The following is a 17,978-nucleotide window of genomic DNA, read 5'->3' on the forward strand; positions in this document are numbered from 1 at the left end:
GGCGCGTGACCTCTGAACCGTCGGCGGTGACCGCGGACGCGCGCGTCGGCGCGGACGGCACCGTGATGATGCATCCGCACCGCACCTTCCAGGGCGTGCTCCGGGCGGGTGCGCTGGCCTCCATCCTGCTCGTCGCGGGTGTGATCGCGGCTCTCGTGTGGGCGAACATCGGCGGGTACGAGGAGTTCTGGCGTCAGCGGGTCGGGATCAGCGTCGGCTCGTGGTCGCTGACCTACGAGCTGCGCACGTGGGTCAACAGCGGGCTGATGACACTGTTCTTCCTCGCCGTCGGGCTGGAGGCACGGCGCGAGTTCGACCTCGGCGACCTCCGCGAGCGCAAGCGGCTCATCCTGCCGATCACCGTCGGCCTCGTGGGGATGGCCCTGCCGGTCGCGATCTTCCTCGTCGTCAACCGGGGGCTCGCGTCAGCCGGGGCCTGGGGTGTGACCATGTCGACGGACACGGCCCTCGCACTCGGCATCCTGACGCTCCTGGCACGGCGGGCGCCGAAGCGGACCCGGACGTTCCTGCTGACCGCCTTCGTGGTGGATGACGTCGTCGCGCTCATCGTGATCGCCGCGCTGTACAGCGGCCCGATCTCGCTCCCGGCCGTCATGGCGGCGGTGGTGTCGTTCGTCCTCCTGCTCGCAGCACGCCGCCTCAACCGCACCCTCGGCCGGAACCTCGCCGTCGTGCTGGGTGTGCTGACCTGGTTCTTCATGCTGCTCAGCGGCATCGACCCGGTGGTCTCGGGGCTGGCGATCGGGCTCTCGACCAGCGCCTACGTGCCCGTCCGCGCCGACCTGGAGCGGGCGACCGACCTGTTCCGGGACTACCGGGTGAGCCCGAGCGCGGAGCTGGCGCACTCCGCGGCGGCCGGACTGGCGGACTCCCTCTCCGAGAACGAGCGCATCCTGTACCGGCTGAGCCCGTGGACGAGCTACGTCGTCGTCCCCATCTTCGCCCTGGCCAACGCGGGCGTCGCCATCACGCCGGACCTGCTGGGCCGCGCGTTCACCAGCCCGATCACGATCGGCATCGTGCTCGGCTACGTCGTCGGCAAGCCCATCTCGGTCGTGGGCAGTTCGTGGCTGCTCAGCCGGATGACACGGGGGCGCATCCACCCGCAGGTCGGCTGGCTGTCCGTGCTGGGCAGCGGCACGGCCGCGGGCGTCGGGTTCACCGTCTCGCTCCTCATCGCCGGCATCGCCCTCACCGGTCCGGAGCTCGGAGAGGCGAAGATCGGCATCTTCCTCTCGGTGATCGGGTCGGCCGCGCTCACCTGGCTGGTGTTCTTCTGCGTGCGGTTCATCCCCGCCAACCGGCGGACGACGGCCCTCAACGGCCGGCCGGATCCCACCCTCGACCTGCTCGCGCCGCCCGACCCGGAGCTCGACCATGTGCGCGGGGCTGCGGAGCCGGCGGTCACGGTGGTGGAGTACGGCGACTTCGAGTGCGGCTTCTGCAAGCGCGGCGAGCCCACGGTGCGGGAGCTGATGCAGCGGCATCCGGATGTGGCGGTCGTCTGGCGCCATCTGCCCCTCACGGATGTGCACCCCAATGCTCTGCGGGCCGCAGAGGCGGCGGAGGCGGCCGGGGCGCAGGGCGCCTTCTGGCCGATGCACGACATGCTGCTCGACCATCAGGACCGGCTCGGCGTGAACGACCTGGAGGAGTACGCGCGCCAGATCGGGATCGACGTCGACCGGTTCCGTGACGACCTCCAGGCGCACGCGTTCGCCGACCGCGTGCGCGCCGACATCCGTTCGGCGGACGAGAGCGGCGCCGCCGGCACGCCCACCTACTTCATCAACGGTCAACGGCACGAGGGTGATGTGGACATCGACTCGCTCAGCAAGGCGATCAACGGGGCGCGGGCGGCGTTGCGCAATGGCTGAGGACACCACAGCCGAACTCACCTCGGCGTACGCCGAACTCGCCTCCCGCGACCCCGGACTGCGGGCTCTCATCGACCGGTTCGGCACGCCCGATCCCTTCGAGTTCCCGGACGGCGGACGCACGACGGGTGACGACTTCGCCGGGCTGGTGCTGCACATCCTGGGCCAGCAGATCTCGACGAACGTCGCCCTCATCATCTACGACAGACTCGCCGATATGCTCCGCGGCCGTCCCACCCCGGCGGGCATCCTCGCGCTCGGCCCCGATGCGATCAGGTCGGTCGGCGCCTCCCACTCGAAGGCGGCCTACCTCCTAGCGCTCTCGCAGAGCGTGTCGACCGGCGAGCTGGACCTGGAGGCGCTGCGGGGCGTCGGCGACGAGGAGGCGGTCCTGGCGCTCACCCGCATCAAGGGAATCGGGCCGTGGAGCGCGGAAATGTACCTCATCCACCAGCTGCGCCGCTGGGATGTGATGCCCGCGGGCGACCTCGCCATCCGCGTGGCGGTGCGACGGCTCGACCGGCTCGAGGCCACACCGAGCATCGCCTGGGTGCGGCAGCGCGGCGTCCCCTGGGCGCCGTACCGGACGGTGGCGGCGGCGCTGCTGTGGCGATCACTCGGCGCCGAGGACGGCGCCTGACGTCCCTCCGCCTGCGCAGCCTGTGCTCAGACCCGCGTGCCAGGATGGAGGAACGCTGTCACGAGGGCAGCGCTCCGGACGAGACGCGCCGTACCCGGTCAGCCAAGACGACGCTTCCTGAGGGAGCGCATCGTGAGTCAAGCCGTCCAGATCATCGGCTCGCTGCTGGTCTTGTCCGCCTTCGTCCTGTCGCAGCGGGGTGTCCTGAAACAGGACTCGCTGCCGTACATCGTGCTCAACCTCGTGGGCTCCGGCGCTCTCGCCGTCGAGGCGGTGCTCGGCGCCCAGTGGGGTTTCCTCCTGCTGGAGGGCGTGTGGGCGATCGTCTCGGCGTTCGGACTGGTCACCCTGCTGCGGGCGCGGGCGCTGGCTGCCCGCTCGCGCTGACCCCGTCGACGTCCCCGGTCAGGCCGCGCACGACGAGCTCGACGTACTGTGCCATCGTCTGCTCGTCCGGTGCGTTGTTCGGATTCACCTCGGTCAGCACGATCCCGGCGAACCGCTGACTGCCCGTGAGCACCTGAAGTCCGGTGACGGCCTCATCGACCGTCAGCCCCCAGGGCGGCGCGTCGGGGTTCGGCATGTTCGCCAGGGGGAGGTGCTGGTGGCCGAGGACGTCGACGTCGAAGTGCACGAGGAAGCGTTCCCCGGCTTCCTGCGCCGCGGCCAGTGCGGCCTGGGCCGCCGCACGCGGGTCGAGATGGATGCGCGACGCGGGAACGCGGACGAGGCCCAGCTGCTCGGCGATCGCGCGTTCGAGGTCGTCGCGGTCCTCCGGGAGCGCATCGCCGTAGAGCACCACCTCGTCCGGACGCAGCAGTGGCGGCGGTCCCTCCAGGCTCGTCAGGGCCGGGTCGCTGCCGGGCAGCGCCAGCAGGTGGGCGAGGCCCATCGCATCCACGTTGCCGTAGTCGATGCGGCCCGGTGTGTAGAGGTCGGGGCCGCCGTCCACGTACACGAGGGCCGTCGGCTCGCCCGCACGGCGGAAGCCGGCGACCGCGCCCATCGTCACGGTGCAGTCGCCGCCGACGACCAGCGGGGTCCGGCCCCCCGAGATCGCGTCCGCGACGGCTGCGGCGGTCTCCAGTGCGACGCGCCGCACCTCATGGATGTTCTGCCGGTCCAGGTGCTCGGGATCGGGCCGGCGCCGGAAGCCCCGCACGTCGCCGAGGTCGCGGACGTCCTGCCCGCGCGCCTCGAGCATCCCGACCAGCCCGGCCGCCCGGATCGCCGCCGGGGCGACGTCCATGCCGGGCGTGTGGCCCCCGGCGCTCGACGGCACCCCGACGAGGCCCCACCTGCGCTGCCTGCTCACGCGCCCATCGTACGAGCACCCGCGACGCCGGTCACGGGATGGCCGCACCGCGGAATAGCTCGCGGCGCTCAGCGGTTGCCGGATTTCGTGACGACCGCCGCGATGCACGCCCCCGCCACACTCGACGAGCTCCTTGCCACGCTCGAGTGGCAGGTGGAGGAGTCGCGCCGCGAGGACCTCCGGCCCGGCACCCGCGTCGCCCTCTCCGGGCCGACGCTGCTGTACGTCGTGGATGGATCGGTGCGGGTGCGCTCGGCAGGGCCGCAGCCGATGTCGTTCGCCTACCAGGCGGGCGACGTCGTGTTCACGCCCGGGCGGCAGAGCGCCGAGATGAGGGCGGAGACCGACGGCACGGTCGTCGTCTCCGAGCTCCGCCCCACGGCCGGTTTCCACGCCCTCGATCGGCTCCCGGACCTCCTCGGGGTCCACCGCCTGGCCGATCTCGACCCCGGCATCGCGCTGCTGGCCTCCCGGATGGGATGCGGCACCGGTGAACGCCGAGCCGGCGACCGCGTGATCTGCGGCCGGATGGCGACCACCATCGTCGCCGTCGCGATCCGCGCCTGGGCCGAGGGAGACTGCGTCCCGGACAACTGGCCGGCCGTCGTCCAGGACCCGTTCCTCAACCGGGTGCTCGACGCGATGCACGCGAACCCCGGACACCCGTGGACGCTCCGCGACCTCGCCGCCGTCGGCGCGATGTCGCGCACGACGTTCGCGGAGCGCTTCCGCGAGCAGGTGGGCCAGTCGCCCGCGAGCTACCTGGCGCAGGTGCGGATGGACGCCGCCATGACCTACCTCTCGCAGGACGGCCTCACTGTGAGCGAGACCGCCCGTCTGCTCGGCTACGAGTCGGACGCCGGCTTCAGCCGCGCGTTCCGCCGCCACACCGGTGCGGTCCCGTCCGTGTGGCGGCAGCGCGCGAGCTGAGAACCGTCACTCCGCGGGGATCGCGGCCGAGCCGCGGCGTCCGGCGCTGCCGAACAGCACCACGCCGACCGCGACGACGGCCACAGCCACCAGGTACGTGAACCGCACGTCCATGCTGTCCACCAGCACCCCGCCGATGCCCGCGCCGAGCGTGATCGCCAGCTGGAATCCGGCGACGACCAGGCCGCCCGCCGCCTCCAGCCGATCCGGGATGTAGCGGCCGGCCCAGGTGTTGATGACCGCGGGCCACGCGCCGAAACCGAATCCCCACACGGCGACGGCGACCGCGACGAGGATGACCGACCCCTGACCGAGGATCGCGAGCAGGATCGCGCCGGCGATGAGCGACGGCTGCAGGTAGCGCAGGAGTGCGAGGTGCCGGTCGGCGAGGGCGCCGACCACGAGGTTGCCGATCACCCCGCCGATCCCGAACAGCACCAGCAGCGCGGCGGCGAACTCGGTGTCCAGCCCCGGCACCTGGTCCAGCGCGAGACGGATGAACGTGTACGCCATGAAGTGCCCGAGCACGATCAGGATGTGGCCGGCCAGTCCCTGCCGCACGCCGGGCCTCCGCAGGGTGTCGCCGAGGATCCGCAGGCTCGACGCCTCCGCCGCCGGGACGGGCGGCAGAGCGATCCGGAGGGCGACCGCCACGACCGCGGTGAGCACCGCCGCGCCCAGGAAGACGCCCCGCCAGTCCACGAGAGCGGTGAGGTAGACGCCGACCGGCACGCCCGCCACGACGGCGAGCGTCATGCCTGCGCTCACCGTCGTCAGCGCGCGGCCAAGCCGGTCGGGCGTGGCCAGCTGCGCGGCGACGGTCAGCGACATCGACCAGAAGCCGCTGATCGCCACCCCGATGAGCAGGCGCGCGATCAGCAGCACCCACAGCGACGGCGCGAGGGCCACCGCGAGGTTGGACACGGCGGCGAGGGCGGCGACGAGCATCAGCAGCGTCCGCCGGTCCATCCGCGGGATCAGGATGCCGATGGTCGGTGCGGCCAGGAACCCGACGAACGCGGTCACGGTCACCGTCTGCCCGGCCTGCCCCGGCGTCACGCCGAGTTCGGCGGCCATCGCGGTCAGCACGCCCGAGGGCAGGAACTCCGCCGTCACCAGAACGAAGCTGGTGAGGAACATGACGATGAGGCCGCCCCAGCGCGTGCGCGTGAGCGGTCGGGATGCGGGGGAGGCGGCCCGGACGGGCGAGGTGTCTGTCGTCACCCTTCGACTCTGGCCGACGGCGGCGCCGCGCGCCTGACTCTGCGTCCGCGGCCGGGCGACCGAGCGTCCACGAGGGAAGGGCGCCCTCCTCGCGGAGGGCGCCCTTCGTCACGCGTCTGGTGTCACGCGTCTGGTGTCACGCGTCTGGTGTCACGCCTGAGGCGTCACGCCTCCCGCGTCTTCGGCGACCGCGTGGCCGTGTGGGACGGGTCGCGCTCGACGGCGCCGCCGAGCACCTCGTCGATCCGCCCGAGCAGCTCGGCCGGGATGGTCACGCCCGAGGCCTTCACGTTCTCGGTCACCTGCTCCGGGCGCGAGGCGCCGATGATCGCGGTGGCGACGTTGTCGTTCTGGAGCACCCACGCCACCGCGAGCTGTGCGGGCGTGAGGTCGAGCTCCTGTGCGATCGGGGTCAGCTCCTGCACGCGGGTGAGCACGTCGTCGCTCAGCCAGCGCTTGACGGCGCCCGCCCCGCCCTTCTCGTCGGTGGCGCGGCTGCCCTCGGGGAGCGGGGCGCCCGGGCGGTACTTGCCGCTGAGCACGCCCTGCGCGACCGGCGACCAGACGACCTGCGAGATGCCGAGCTCCTTCGAGGTCGGCACGACCTCCGCCTCGATGACGCGCCACAGCGCCGAGTACTCGGGCTGGTTCGAGATCAGCTGGATGCCGAGCTCCTTCGCGAGCGCGTGCCCGGCGCGCAGCTGGTCGGCCGTCCACTCGCTCACGCCGATGTAGAGCGCCTTGCCCTGACGGACGACGTCCGCGAACGCCTGCATCGTCTCCTCGAGCGGCGTCTCCACGTCGAACCGGTGGGCCTGGTAGAGGTCGACGTAGTCGGTCTGCAGCCGCTGGAGGGAGCCGTCGATCGACTCGAGGATGTGCTTCCGCGACAGCCCGACGTCGTTGTGGCCCTTCGGGCCGGTGGGGCCGAACACCTTGGTGAAGATCTCCAGCGACTGACGGCGCTCGCCCTTCAACGCCTCGCCGAGGACGCTCTCGGCCACGGTGTTGGCGTAGACGTCGGCCGTGTCGAACGTCGTGATGCCCGCATCCAGGGCCGCGCGAACACACGCCGTCGCCGTGTCGTTCTCGACCTGCGAGCCGTGGGTCAACCAGTTGCCGTAGGTGATCTCGGAGATCTTGAAGCCGGAGTTGCCCAGGTATCTGAACTGCACTGTCGTTCCTTTCGCACCGCTGAAGCGTGGTCACCGCGATGGTAGACGCGGATCGTTCCGCGAATCCAACAGGAGAATGCTCTCGGATTGAGTGCGGCAGTCGATGAATGCTGCCGAGTCCGCGGCGGCGGCAGCCGTCAGCGCGCGGCGATCGCCCGGGTGCCCGCGTCGTGCGGCAGCCGCAGCGCGCCCACCAGCGGGAGCAGCAGCAGAGCCGCAGCGAGGGCGAACGCCCAGTGGTACCCCGGGAGCGCGGACCCCGTGAGGCCTTCGGAGACCGCGGTCGAGGCGCGGACGAACACCGCGACGACGGCCAGGCCCAGCGCGACGGCGACCTGCTGCAAAGCGGAGGCGAGCGTGTTCGCGTTGGTCGTCTCGTCCGGCTCGATGTCGGCGAACTGGAGGGTGTTGTAGGCGCTGAAGCCGATCGAGCGGAACACTCCGCTGACGATGAGCAGCAGCACGAGGAGGGCGACCGGCGCCTCGGGACCGATCGCCACGAAGGCGAGCAGCACCAGCATCCCGAGCGCGTTCGACCAGATCAGGATGCGCCGGAAGCCGAACCTGCGGATGAGCGGTGTGGTGAACGGCTTGATCCCGAGATTGCCGACGAACACCGCGATGACCAGGAGGCCGGCGACCGTCGCGCTCCACCCGTAGGCCAGCTGGAACAGCAGAGTGAAGAGGAACGGCGCCCCGGTGATGATCATCCGGTACACCCCGCCGCCGAGGTTGCCCGCACGGAAGGTGGAGCGGCGCAGCACGCTCCAGTCGAACAGTGCGTGCGCCCGCTCGCGCGAGGTCGCGATGTTCGCCCAGACCATTCCTGCCGAGGCGACGATCGCGACCGCGCCGACCACTTCCAGCAGCGGGTCGTCGGCGCTCAGCGCTTCCGCCCCTGCGGTCAGCAGGACGAGCGCGAACGCGATCGCCAGGTAGCCGCGGAGGTCGAACGGCGCACCGCGCTGCGGCTCCGAGTGCGGGATGAGCCGCAGCCCGGCGATCACCGCGGCGATCCCGAGCGGCACGTTGATGAGGAAGATCCAGCGCCAGCCGACGGTGTCGGTCAGGATGCCGCCCAGCGCCGGCGCGATCACCGGTGCGATGAGCGCGGGCCAGGTGAGGTAGGCGATCGCGTCGAGGAGGTCGCGCGGTTCCGTCTCGCTGAGCACCGCCAGCCGCCCGACCGGCACCATGAGCGCGCCGCCGATGCCCTGCAGCACGCGGGCGAGGGTGAGGAGCGTGAGTGTCGGCGCGAACGCGCACAGCACGGATGCGACGGTGAACACGACGATCGCGGTCAGCAGCACCGGCCGCACGCCGATCCGCGTCGACAGCCAGCCGGTCGCCGGGATGCCGGCGGCGACCGCGAGCAGGTAGGCCACCATCGCGATGCTGAGCTCGGCGGGGGCGACCCCGAACTCGCGCGCCATCGTCGGCGCGGCGGTCTGGATGATCGTCCCGTCCAGGTTCTCCATGAAGAACGTCGCGGCGACCAGCAGCGCGAGTCCACGCGAGAAGGAGGCGGCTGTCCGGGTCATCGGCTCCCATCCTCGCAGCATCGAGAGGGCCACCGGTCCCGGATTGGCCCGCGAGCGCCGGCCCGGGCCGCCGCTAGCATCCCGGCATGGAGATCCTGTCGTATCGCGCCTTCACGACCCCAGCCGACCGCCGCTCGGGCAATCCGGCCGGCGTGGTGATCGACGCGGACGCACTCGAACGCGACGAGATGCTGGCGATCGCGACGGAACTGGGATTCAGCGAGACGGCCTTCCTGATGGACGTCACACCTGGCTTGGCCCGCGTCCGGTACTTCACCCCCCGGGACGAGATCGCCTTCTGCGGACACGCGACCATCGCCTCCGGGGTCGCTCTCGCCCGGCGGGGAGCCGGCGAGACCGTCACGTTCGCCACCCGCGCCGGCGCGGTGCCCGTCGCGGTCGATCCGCGCACCGCGACGCTCACAGCGGTCGAGACCGACGTCCATCCACTCGACGAGGTGGCGCTCGGCGCGCTCCTGGAAGCGCTGCGGCTCCGTCCCGCAGACCTCGACCCCGCACTTCCGCCGGCGTTCGTCCGGGGCGGCAACCCGCATCCGCTGCTGTTCGTCGTCGACGGCGTGCTGCCCGCGCTCGATCACGACGACGAGGCCGTGCTCGCAGTCCAGAACCGCTTCGGTTGGGACGGCACGGTGCCGGTGGTCCGACGGTGTTCGGCAGAGCGGTTCGTCTCCCGCAACCCGTTCCCGCGCGGCGGCATCCGCGAGGACCCGGCGACCGGATCCGCGGCCGCTGGACTGGGGTCCTACCTCCGAGCGGGAGGCCACGTCGCGACGCCGGCGACCATCCACGTGGAGCAGGGCGCGGAGACCGGGCACCCGTCGCTGATCGAGGTCCACATCCCGGTGGACGGGCGCATCCGGGTCACCGGCACAGCGGAGGAGCTGTAGCGGGGGTCCGAAGCGTCTGTCAGCCTTCGGCGCCGGCGACAACGGTGCCGATCCCGAGCGCGGCGAGGATGCCGGCCGAGACGCGCTCGAGCGTCCGGGTGACCCGCGGGCGCTTCAGCCAGGCGACCATCCGGGAGGCCAGCAGCACGACCGCCCCCAGGTAGGCCGCCGAGACGAGCGCGTCGACGGCGCCGAGCAGCATGGTCTCGCCGATCCCGGCGTGCGCCGGGACGAACTGCGGCACGACCGCCAGGAAGAACAGGCCCACCTTCGGGTTCAGGAGGGTGGAGAGCGCCCCGGCCAGGAGGCTCCGGGCCGACCAGCCGCGAACGCCCGCCGTGGCCGGCTCTCCACTGCGCGGGTCCGGTCCCTCGTCTCCGGACGCTGCCGCCGCCCGGGCGCTGCGGCGGGTCGCGATGAAGGCCATCACCCCGAGATAAATGAGGTACAGCCCGCCGACGATCTTCACGATGCGGAACACCTCGGCGGACTGCTCCAGCAGGGTCGCCAGGCCGACGGCCACGAGCGCCGCCCAGACCAGCGAGCCCAGCGAGCATCCGACCGCCGCCGCGAAGCCGTCTCGCGCACGGCCCATGCTGTAGCGGAGGACGAGGAACGTGTCCGGTCCAGGCGTGAGCGCGAGCACCAGACAGAGTCCGGCGAAGGCGAGGATCGTTAACGGCGACATGCGTCGATCCTAGGGAAAGCCGGCCCGTGGCGTGCTCAGAGGGCGTGCGGGGGAGTCAGCGCGTCGCCGCCCAGCGCTTCGGCCGGGTCGTTCCCGACGGCCACGATCCGGTTGCCGCCGTCGACGTGGACGATCCGGGGCGCGAACGTGCGCGCCTCCGCATCCTCGAGCTGCACGTACGAGATGACGATGACCGTGTCTCCCACGTGCACGAGGTGCGCCGCGGCGCCGTTGATCCCGATGACCCCGCTGCCGCGCTCTCCGGCGATCACGTAGGTCTCCAGGCGCGCGCCGTTGGTCACGTCCACGACGGCGACCTGCTCGCCGGGCAGCAGATCGGCGGCCTCCATGAGGTCGAGGTCGATCGTGATCGAGCCGACGTAGTGCAGGTCGGCGTGGGTGACCGTGGCCCGGTGGATCTTGGATGCGAACATGGTGCGGAGCACGGAACCATCCAAGCACGAACGGGCCGCGCGGATTCCCGCGAGGGCTATCCGGCCCGAAGACCCGCCAGCAGGATGCGCACCATCCGGTCGGTCCGCGGCGTCACCGCGCCGCCCGGTCCGCCGCCGTGGCTGAGGTTCGCCACGGCGCCGAGGAGCTCCGTCGCATCCACGTCCTGCTGGATGTCGCCCGCGGCCCTCGCGGCGGCCAGCAGGCGCTCGAGGGTGGGAGCGAGGTGCGTCGAGAAGTAGTCGGCGAGCGGTTCGTAGGCGGGATCACCCGAGTGGAGGGCGGCCGCCAGTCCGCGCTTCGTCGCCACGAACTGCGTGTAGCGCATGATCCAGAGGTCGAGGGCCTCGCCGGGAGGGTAGGCGGCCTCGAGGGCGGGCGCCGCGTCGACGCAGGCGTCGATCTCGGAGCGGAAGACGGCCGAGATCAGGTCGGACCGCTGCGGGAAGTGACGGTACAGCGTCCCCACGCCCACGCCGGCCCGGTCGGCGATGCTCCGCACGGGGGCGTCGACGCCGTCCGCGGCGAACACCGTCTTCGCCGCGTCGATCAGCGCGGTGACGTTCTGCCGGGCGTCCGCGCGCTGCGGGCGGCGTGCCGCTCCGGTGTCGCCGTCTGTCGCAGCGCTCGCCATCGTGCCGGTGCGTGCGGGCATGGCAGCTCCTTCGTTTCGGCGCGCTGACGCGCAGGGTGTTGTATCCGGAACAGTGTTCCGCTACAGTCGGAACGTATCCGGAGTGACGTTCCGCTTCTCCGAATCCTACGGCGCGGCGTCCCTCCGTGCAGAGATCGACTCAGTTTGGAGCACGGCAATGCAGTATCGAACGCTCGGCCGCACCGGCATCAAAGTCACCCCCTACGCGCTGGGCGCCATGATGCTCGGATCGCTCGGCAACCCCGACCGTGCCGAGGGCATCCGCATCATCCACCGCGCCCTCGACGGCGGAATCAACTTCATCGACACCGCCGACCGCTACGGCGACTCCGAAGAGGTGGTGGGGGAGGCGATCGCAGGGCGTCGGGACGAGGTCGTCCTCGCCACCAAGTTCTGGGGCCCCGTCGACGACGACATCAACCACCGCGGGGCATCGCGGCGGTGGATCATGCAGGCCGTCGAGCGGTCCCTCCGCCGCCTGCGGACGGATCACATCGACCTGTACCAGCTGCACCGGCCCGATCCCGAGACGGACATCGACGAGACGCTCTCGGCGCTCAGCGACCTGGTCCGCCAGGGCAAGGTCCGCGCGATCGGCTCGTCGTCCATGCGCGGGTCCGAGATCGTCGAGGCCCAGTGGATGTCGGAGCGCCGCGGTCACGAGCGGTTCCGCACCGAGCAGCCCAACTACTCCATTCTGGACCGGGAGATCGAGCGCGAGATCCTCCCGGTCGCGCAGCGGTACGGCATGGGGACGCTGGTCTACAGCCCGCTCGCCGGCGGCACGCTCACCGGCCGCTACCGCGCCGGCCAGGAGAACGACAACTTCCGCTCCACCCGGACGGGGATGCGCCACTTCCGCGACGAGCGGCGCCTCGCCGCCGTGGAGGAGCTGATCGCGCTCGCCGATGAGACGGGCGTCCGTCTGACCCACCTGGCGATGGCCTTCGTCATCGCGCATCCCGGAGTCACCTCGGCCATCGCCGGTCCTCGCACCATGGAGCAGCTGGAGGACACCCTCGCCGGGGCCGACGTCTCGTTGTCCGACGAGGTGCTCGACCGGATCGACGCGATCGTGCCGCCCGGCGAGAGCATCGGCGCGATGGACATGGTCTACCGCGGGCCCGAGGTCGGCGACGCGTCCCTCCGTCGGCGGGCGGCCGCCGACCGTTCGGCGGCCTGACCGCTGTCGCCGCTGGGCGGCGTCAAAGCGACGCGGCCCAGTCGGCGACCGTCGTGACGGACGCCTGGCGCGGGAAGACCTTCTCCGTCAGCACTCGATGCACCTCGGAGTCGGCGTCGCCGCAGGCGTCGGCCAGCACCGTGATCCGGTAGTCGAGGTCGGCCGCCTGGCGCACGGTCGACAGAACGACGCCGCTGGTCGCGATGCCGGTGAGGACCAGCTCGTCCGCGCCGAGGCCGCGCAGCAGCACCGCGAGGTCGCTGCCCGCGAAGGCCGAGACGCGCTTCTTCACCACGACCGGCTCGCCGTCTCGTGGCGCGAGACGGTCCGTGATCTGCGTCGCCGGGCTGTCGAGGTGCATCGCGTCCCCGGCGCCCGCTGTCCGGCTGAAGGCGAGGTTGGAGGCGGCGACCTCCGGGTAGCCGGGGCGGAAGGCGACCCGGACGAAGATCGGCAGGATGCCGTGCTCACGCGCGGCGGCGAGCGCCTCGGCCGCCGTGTCGACGGTGCCTTCGAAGCCGGGCCGGCCGGCGATGCCGTTCTGGAAGTCCATCAGCAGCAGTGCGGTGGTCATCGGGGTCCTCTCCAATCTGGACAGTTACAACTGTGCAGTCTAGGCTGTCGATATGGCTTCCGCGAAACCCGACATCACCCCGCAGCAGATCGCCGTCGACCTGCGGGCGGTGCTCGCGCGGCTGCTCCGCAAGCTGCGCGAGGCGACGACGGACGCCATCACCCCCTCCCAGGCGTCCGCGCTGTCGCGGCTGAGCAAGGGCGGCGTCTCCACGGTGAGCGCACTGGCGCATGCCGAGCGTGTGCGGCCGCAGTCGATGGCGGCGATCGTGGAGGCGCTGGAGGCGCTGGGCTATGTCACACGCAGCCAGGACCCGACCGACGGCCGGCGCCAGATCGTCGAGCTGACCGACGAGGGATGGGCGCATGTCGCCGGGCAGAAGGAGGCGGGCCTCGCCTGGCTCGACGAGACCTTGGCCACGCAGGTGTCGGAGGCCGAGCTGATCACGCTCGCCGCGGCGACCGCCGTCCTCGAACGGATCCTGGACTGATGCCGCAGAAGCCGCCGCCTGTCGGCCGGTTCGACCGGCGCCTGCTCGCGCCGATGATGCTCGGCGCGGTGCTCAATCCGATCAACACCGCGATCATCGCGGTCGCCCTCGCACCGATCGGCATCGCGCTCGGCGCCCCGGCCTCCGAGACGGTGTGGCTGGTGTCCGCGCTGTATCTCGCCACGGCGATCGGCCAGCCGCTGGTCGGCCGGCTGGTCGACATCTACGGCGTCAAGCGGCTCTTCCTCGCCGGTGGCGCGCTGGTCGCCGTCGCTGGCGCGATCGGCCTCGTCATCCCCGTGACCCACGACAGCATCTGGTGGCTCGTCGTCGCGCGCGTGGTGCTCGGCCTCGGCACGTGCGCGGGCTACCCGGCCGCGATGCACCTGATCCGTGCCGAAGGGCGCCGCACGGGCGTCGCGTCGCCCGCTGTCATCCTCACGGTCCTCTCGGTGACCACGCAGACGGTCGCGGTGATCGGCCCGACGCTGGGCGGCCTCCTCATCGGCGCGTGGGGATGGCGTGCCACCTTCGCGGTCAACCTCCCGTTGGGTGTCGCCAGCGTCATCCTCGGCTGGATCCTGCTCCCGCGGACGACGGGACTCGAGCCGCCGCGCGACGAGCGTCCGCGGATCGACGGGCTCGGCATCCTCTTCTTCGCTGTCGCGATGCTCGCGCTGCTGATCTTCCTGCAGAACATCTCGGTGGCGACCCTGTGGATGCTCGCCGTGGCTCTGCTCGCGGGCGCCGCGCTGGTCTGGTGGGAGCTGCGGGTCGATGCGCCCTTCATCGACCTGCGCGTGCTCGGCGGCAACGGCCCACTGCTGCTGACCTACACGCGTTCGCTGCTGACGGCGACGATCTCGTACCTGTTCGTGTACGGCTTCACCCAGTGGCTCGAGGAGGGACGCGCGCTGAACCCGACCGCGGCCGGTCTCGTGCTGCTGCCGGTCTTCGCCGCCGGGATCGGGGTCGCGCTCGCCTTCGGCCGTCGCCCGGAGGTGCTGTGGAAGCTGCTGATCGGCTCCATCGCCCAGCTGGCCGCCGGGGTGCTCGTCCTCTTCATGGGCGGCGCGACGCCCATCTGGTTCCTGGTGGTCACGATGCTGGTGCTCGGCATCCCGCAGGGGCTGAACAACCTCGCGATCCAGAACACCCTGTACCACCAGGCGCAGCCGGAGCGGATCGCCTCCTCCGCCGGCCTGCTGCGGACGTTCTTCTACCTGGGCGCGATCGTCGCATCCGTCGTCTACGGCAACGTCTACGGCGCGCACGCGACGACGGGCGGCCTCCACGTGCTCGGCTGGGTGGTGATCGGCATCTCGGTCGTGTTCCTGCTGATCACGGTGTTCGACCGCAGCCTGCGTGCCATCGGCCGGTCCGGGCCCGACCGGCCGGATGCGGCTGCGGGCGCGTCGGCTGCCGAGCCCGCGGCGAGGGCGTCGAAGGCCTGACGGCGTCAGCGGTCGAGCGACGTCACGAACAGGCAGACTCGACCGGCGGCGCTTCCGATCATAGGAGCGAGCGGGCCGGGGTCCTCAGCGCGGGAAGCTCCGGAGCGCCCGCGTGACCACGCCCATGAGCTGAGCGCGGGTCGCGCCCGCGGCCGCCTGCACCGCGAGACCGGCCGACACCGTGCTGAGGTACTTCGCAAGGTCGGCCGGGTCCTCCGACGCCGGGAGGTCGCCGTCGGCGACGGCGCGGGCGAAGCGCTCGGCGAACCGCGCCTCGCCCGCCTGCCGCCGCTCCGCCAGGAAGCGGATGACGCGGTCGTCCTCGGGCGAACCCGCGAGCCCGCCCTGGATGGACAGGCAGCCGGGCGGCCGTCCCGGGGTGGTGACGGCCGCCACGTTGTCCTTCAGGTACCGCTCGGCGACCTCGTAGGCCGTGGGAGCGGCCAGCGCCGCATCCACGTACGCCATGTCGACCACGGCGTACCGGTCCACCGCCCGCTTGAAGGTCTCCTCCTTGTTGCCGAAGGCGTTGTAGAGGCTCGGACGGTTGATGCCCATGGCCTCGGTCAGGTCGCTGAGGCTGGTGCCCTCGTAACCCTGGCGCCAGAACACCTCGATCGCCCGGTCGAGGGCAGCGTCCACGTCGAACTCGCGGGGTCTGCCCCTCGTCGCTGCCATCGCTGCTCCTCTCCCTCGCCATCCATCATGCCCGCGGGCTCCGGTCCCGGTCAGACCTGGCTGGCGCCGCCGTCCACGTACAGCTCGGAACCGGTCACGTAGGAGCTCCGGGACGATGCCAGGTACAGCACCGCCTCGGCGATCTCGTCGGGCGATCCCAGGCGCTTCATCGGCACGCCGGCCGCGAGCCCGTCCAGCAGCGCCTGCTCCTGCTCCGGCGCGCCCGCCAGGCCGCTCAGCCCGGGCGTCGCGATGGGTCCCGGTGCGATCGCGTTGACGCGGATCCCGCGGTCCACCAGCTCGGCCGCCCAGCTCCGGGTGAAGCTGCGGATCGCCGCCTTGGAGGCCGCGTACACGCTGAACGACGGGCTCCCCTTCACGTCGATGTTCGAGCTGGTGAGGATCACGGACGACCCCGCCGACAGGAACGGCAGCGCCTTCTGCACGGTGAACACCGTGCCGCCGACGTTCGCCTCGAAGGTGTCGGCGAAGTGCTTCCAGCTGACCTCCTCCAGCGCGGCGAACTCGCCGCCGCCGGCGTTCGCGAACACGACATCCAGACCCTCTCCGCGCTCCGCGACGACCGCGAAGAGCGCGTCGAGGGCGTCGAGGGATGAGACGTCCGCTGCCACCGTCGTCACGGACTCGCCGAGTTCCGCCTTCACGGCGTCCAGCTTGTCCTGCGCGCGGCCGGTCACGATCACGTGCGCGCCCTCCGCGGCGAACCGGCGTGCGACCGCCAGCCCGATACCCGAGGTCCCGCCCGTGACCAATGCCGTCTTGCCTGTGAGCTCGTTCATGGCTCCTCCTCCTTGTTGTGTATCGACTAGTACAAAAAGGGGAGGAGAAGTATTCCCGGGCGCGAGATCAGTGACGGACCCGCACGGCGAGGGCGTGATGCCGGACCGTCAGCGTCGCCGCGATGACGTCGCCGTGCGGATCCCCGTCGAGCTGGATGCCCTGCGGCTCGGCGAACCGGACCTTCATGGTGCGCGCCTGCGCGTACCGGATCGCGCGCGTCTCCCGGGAGAACCGCCCGACGAAGCGGCCGAAACCGGTGCGGTGGAGCACGCGGTTGAAGGCCAACCGGTAGCCGATGTCCGTCCATCCCGCGCCGCGACCCGGCCGCATGATCACGGCGTCCAGCATCCCGTCGTCCACGACGGCGTTCGGCAGCAACAGCATCCCGGCCGTCAGGCTGCCCGAGTTGCCGACGATGACCGTGTGCGCCCGCGTCTCCACCTCCGGGCCGTCGTCGAGCGCGTACGTGAGGTCGAACTGCTTGTTGCCCAGGATGCTGCGGGCGATCGGGTCGGAGTAGGCCAGCCAGCCGATGCGCGCCTTCAACTGCTGATTCGTCTTGGCGGCCATCTCGGCGTCGAGGCCGATTCCGGCCATGACGAGGAACGCGTGCTCCTCGCGCTCGCCGTCGGGTCTCTCCAGCACCGCGGTCGCCAGATCGACCATGCGGTCGCTGCCGGCGAAGGCGAGGTCGACCGCCGCACGGAGGTTGAGCGGCAAGCCGAGCTCCCGGGCGAACAGGTTGCCGGTCCCGGACGGGACGAGGCCGATCGGGATGCCCGTCCCGGCCAGCGACTCCGCCGCCGTCCGGAGCGTGCCGTCGCCGCCCGCCACGACGATCAGTGCCGAATGGGAGGCGAGGGCGGCAAGCACCGCGCTGCGTCCGTCGTCCGTCGGGCTGGTCTCGAACCACCCGGACGGCGCCCAGCCGGCCGTCGCCTCCGCCGCCGCGACCGCCGAGCGCAGCGCTGCGACCTGGACCTTGCTCGGGTTGACGACGACCGCCGCACGTCGCACCACCGAGGCGGAGCCGGCATCAGTCGTCACGGGTCCACGGTACGGCAGGGACGACGCCGCGCGGTATCGGCGAGGGCTCGGGTTCGGGTCACCGGGCCCCCGCCGGAGGGGCATCGTCGCTCCTCGGATCTGCGACAGTCGCACGGAACATCGCAGAGGACTCGGGAGTGGTTGCTCCGGGCCTCGGAGCCCGGATGGCGCCGTACCCGAAACGGAGCCGTCCGGGCTGGGCCCGGGCGATGCGCCGAAATGATTCGGAGACAGCACCGCCGGGGTCTGGGGCGATGGTCTCAGTCTCGCACCATCCGTGAACCGGTGGAAGGTGCGAGCCTCACGAGTCCTAGTCACCTCGAG

Annotated in this window: 19 protein-coding genes and 1 riboswitch; of the genes, 8 read left to right on the top strand and 11 right to left on the bottom strand. The window is 71.6% G+C overall.

Annotation, left to right across the window (positions count from 1 at the left end):
- Positions 1–5: 5 nt before the first annotated feature.
- From J2W45_RS15725 to J2W45_RS15735, 3 genes are all read left to right on the top strand, one after another.
- Positions 6–1,898, top strand: coding sequence for a Na+/H+ antiporter NhaA (locus J2W45_RS15725; protein ID WP_310133713.1), 1,893 nt, complete (start codon positions 6–8; stop codon positions 1,896–1,898).
- Complete coding sequence (locus J2W45_RS15730) at positions 1,891–2,538, top strand: DNA-3-methyladenine glycosylase family protein (protein ID WP_310133714.1); 648 nt, start codon at positions 1,891–1,893, stop codon at positions 2,536–2,538. Before J2W45_RS15725 ends, J2W45_RS15730 begins: the two co-directional genes overlap by 8 nt.
- Positions 2,539–2,586: 48 nt before the next feature.
- Positions 2,587–2,655: riboswitch (guanidine-III (ykkC-III) riboswitch) on the top strand.
- Between the two features lie 15 nt (positions 2,656–2,670).
- The gene (locus J2W45_RS15735; protein WP_310133716.1) at positions 2,671–2,925 is read left to right on the top strand and encodes a CBU_0592 family membrane protein; all 255 of its coding nucleotides are present in this window, start codon (positions 2,671–2,673) and stop codon (positions 2,923–2,925) included.
- Here the strand turns inward: J2W45_RS15735 and J2W45_RS15740 are convergent.
- Positions 2,882–3,853, bottom strand: coding sequence for an arginase family protein (locus J2W45_RS15740; protein WP_310133718.1), 972 nt, complete (start codon positions 3,851–3,853; stop codon positions 2,882–2,884). The genes J2W45_RS15735 and J2W45_RS15740 overlap by 44 nt on opposite strands.
- 87 nt (positions 3,854–3,940) lie before the next feature.
- Between J2W45_RS15740 and J2W45_RS15745 the strand changes: the two genes are divergently transcribed.
- A complete protein-coding gene (locus J2W45_RS15745) occupies positions 3,941–4,783 on the top strand; it encodes an AraC family transcriptional regulator (protein WP_310133719.1) in 843 nt (280 codons plus the stop codon).
- 6 nt (positions 4,784–4,789) lie between these two features.
- Here J2W45_RS15745 and J2W45_RS15750 read toward each other — a convergent pair whose 3' ends face one another.
- From J2W45_RS15750 to J2W45_RS15760, 3 genes are all read right to left on the bottom strand, one after another.
- Positions 4,790–6,007: an MFS transporter gene (locus J2W45_RS15750; protein ID WP_310133720.1), complete on the bottom strand. Its 1,218-nt coding sequence runs from the start codon at positions 6,005–6,007 to the stop codon at positions 4,790–4,792.
- 164 nt (positions 6,008–6,171) lie between these two features.
- Positions 6,172–7,182, bottom strand: a complete 1,011-nt coding sequence (locus J2W45_RS15755) for an aldo/keto reductase family protein (RefSeq protein ID WP_310133721.1) — start codon at positions 7,180–7,182, stop codon at positions 6,172–6,174.
- 137 nt (positions 7,183–7,319) lie between these two features.
- Complete coding sequence (locus J2W45_RS15760) at positions 7,320–8,723, bottom strand: MFS transporter (RefSeq protein ID WP_310133722.1); 1,404 nt, start codon at positions 8,721–8,723, stop codon at positions 7,320–7,322.
- Positions 8,724–8,809: 86 nt separating this feature from the next.
- On the opposite strand from J2W45_RS15760, the gene J2W45_RS15765 reads away from it, so the two are divergent.
- A complete protein-coding gene (locus tag J2W45_RS15765; protein ID WP_310133723.1) occupies positions 8,810–9,631 on the top strand; it encodes a PhzF family phenazine biosynthesis protein in 822 nt (273 codons plus the stop codon).
- Between the two features lie 19 nt (positions 9,632–9,650).
- Here J2W45_RS15765 and J2W45_RS15770 read toward each other — a convergent pair whose 3' ends face one another.
- The 3 genes from J2W45_RS15770 to J2W45_RS15780 are packed head-to-tail and all read right to left on the bottom strand — an operon-like array spanning position 9,651 to position 11,427.
- Entirely contained in the window at positions 9,651–10,319 is a 669-nt protein-coding gene (locus J2W45_RS15770; protein WP_310133725.1) for a LysE family translocator, read from the bottom strand.
- A 35-nt stretch (positions 10,320–10,354) separates the two neighbouring features.
- Positions 10,355–10,765, bottom strand: a complete 411-nt coding sequence (gene panD / locus J2W45_RS15775; RefSeq protein WP_310133728.1) for an aspartate 1-decarboxylase — start codon at positions 10,763–10,765, stop codon at positions 10,355–10,357.
- A 44-nt stretch (positions 10,766–10,809) separates the two neighbouring features.
- Positions 10,810–11,427: a TetR/AcrR family transcriptional regulator gene (locus tag J2W45_RS15780; RefSeq protein ID WP_310133730.1), complete on the bottom strand. Its 618-nt coding sequence runs from the start codon at positions 11,425–11,427 to the stop codon at positions 10,810–10,812.
- A gap of 157 nt (positions 11,428–11,584) precedes the next feature.
- Between J2W45_RS15780 and J2W45_RS15785 the strand changes: the two genes are divergently transcribed.
- A complete protein-coding gene (locus tag J2W45_RS15785) occupies positions 11,585–12,610 on the top strand; it encodes an aldo/keto reductase (RefSeq protein WP_310133732.1) in 1,026 nt (341 codons plus the stop codon).
- 22 nt (positions 12,611–12,632) lie between these two features.
- Here the strand turns inward: J2W45_RS15785 and J2W45_RS15790 are convergent, their stop codons facing one another.
- Complete coding sequence (locus J2W45_RS15790; RefSeq protein ID WP_310133733.1) at positions 12,633–13,184, bottom strand: cysteine hydrolase family protein; 552 nt, start codon at positions 13,182–13,184, stop codon at positions 12,633–12,635.
- Positions 13,185–13,236: 52 nt separating this feature from the next.
- Between J2W45_RS15790 and J2W45_RS15795 the strand changes: the two genes are divergently transcribed.
- Both J2W45_RS15795 and J2W45_RS15800 read left to right on the top strand, forming a co-directional pair.
- The gene (locus J2W45_RS15795) at positions 13,237–13,674 is read left to right on the top strand and encodes a MarR family winged helix-turn-helix transcriptional regulator (protein WP_310133734.1); all 438 of its coding nucleotides are present in this window, start codon (positions 13,237–13,239) and stop codon (positions 13,672–13,674) included.
- On the top strand, positions 13,674–15,128 hold the full coding sequence (locus tag J2W45_RS15800) for an MFS transporter (protein WP_310133735.1): 1,455 nt from the start codon (positions 13,674–13,676) through the stop codon (positions 15,126–15,128). The genes J2W45_RS15795 and J2W45_RS15800 overlap by 1 nt, the downstream gene beginning before the upstream one ends.
- Before the next feature lie 84 nt (positions 15,129–15,212).
- Here J2W45_RS15800 and J2W45_RS15805 read toward each other — a convergent pair whose 3' ends face one another.
- The 3 genes from J2W45_RS15805 to J2W45_RS15815 all read right to left on the bottom strand — a co-directional run bounded on the left by J2W45_RS15805 (position 15,213) and on the right by J2W45_RS15815 (position 17,654).
- Positions 15,213–15,806 (bottom strand): TetR/AcrR family transcriptional regulator, encoded by a 594-nt coding sequence (locus J2W45_RS15805; protein WP_310133737.1) that lies wholly within the window; start codon positions 15,804–15,806, stop codon positions 15,213–15,215.
- Positions 15,807–15,856: 50 nt separating this feature from the next.
- Positions 15,857–16,606: an SDR family NAD(P)-dependent oxidoreductase gene (locus J2W45_RS15810; RefSeq protein ID WP_310133739.1), complete on the bottom strand. Its 750-nt coding sequence runs from the start codon at positions 16,604–16,606 to the stop codon at positions 15,857–15,859.
- A gap of 67 nt (positions 16,607–16,673) precedes the next feature.
- Positions 16,674–17,654, bottom strand: coding sequence for a diacylglycerol/lipid kinase family protein (locus tag J2W45_RS15815; protein WP_310133742.1), 981 nt, complete (start codon positions 17,652–17,654; stop codon positions 16,674–16,676).
- Positions 17,655–17,978 lie beyond the last annotated feature (324 nt).

Origin of the sequence: Leifsonia shinshuensis, assembly GCF_031456835.1 — a bacterium.
GTDB lineage: Bacteria > Actinomycetota > Actinomycetes > Actinomycetales > Microbacteriaceae > Leifsonia > Leifsonia shinshuensis_C.

Coding starts and splice junctions, on each gene's coding strand:
- J2W45_RS15730 (WP_310133714.1), top strand. CDS start 1,891: ATGGCTGAGGACACCACAGCCGAACTCACCTCGGCGTACGCCGAACTC.
- J2W45_RS15760 (WP_310133722.1), bottom strand. CDS start 8,723: ATGACCCGGACAGCCGCCTCCTTCTCGCGTGGACTCGCGCTGCTGGTC.
- J2W45_RS15765 (WP_310133723.1), top strand. CDS start 8,810: ATGGAGATCCTGTCGTATCGCGCCTTCACGACCCCAGCCGACCGCCGC.
- J2W45_RS15770 (WP_310133725.1), bottom strand. CDS start 10,319: ATGTCGCCGTTAACGATCCTCGCCTTCGCCGGACTCTGTCTGGTGCTC.
- J2W45_RS15780 (WP_310133730.1), bottom strand. CDS start 11,427: ATGCCCGCACGCACCGGCACGATGGCGAGCGCTGCGACAGACGGCGAC.
- J2W45_RS15785 (WP_310133732.1), top strand. CDS start 11,585: ATGCAGTATCGAACGCTCGGCCGCACCGGCATCAAAGTCACCCCCTAC.
- J2W45_RS15790 (WP_310133733.1), bottom strand. CDS start 13,184: ATGACCACCGCACTGCTGCTGATGGACTTCCAGAACGGCATCGCCGGC.
- J2W45_RS15795 (WP_310133734.1), top strand. CDS start 13,237: ATGGCTTCCGCGAAACCCGACATCACCCCGCAGCAGATCGCCGTCGAC.
- J2W45_RS15800 (WP_310133735.1), top strand. CDS start 13,674: ATGCCGCAGAAGCCGCCGCCTGTCGGCCGGTTCGACCGGCGCCTGCTC.
- J2W45_RS15805 (WP_310133737.1), bottom strand. CDS start 15,806: ATGGCAGCGACGAGGGGCAGACCCCGCGAGTTCGACGTGGACGCTGCC.
- J2W45_RS15810 (WP_310133739.1), bottom strand. CDS start 16,606: ATGAACGAGCTCACAGGCAAGACGGCATTGGTCACGGGCGGGACCTCG.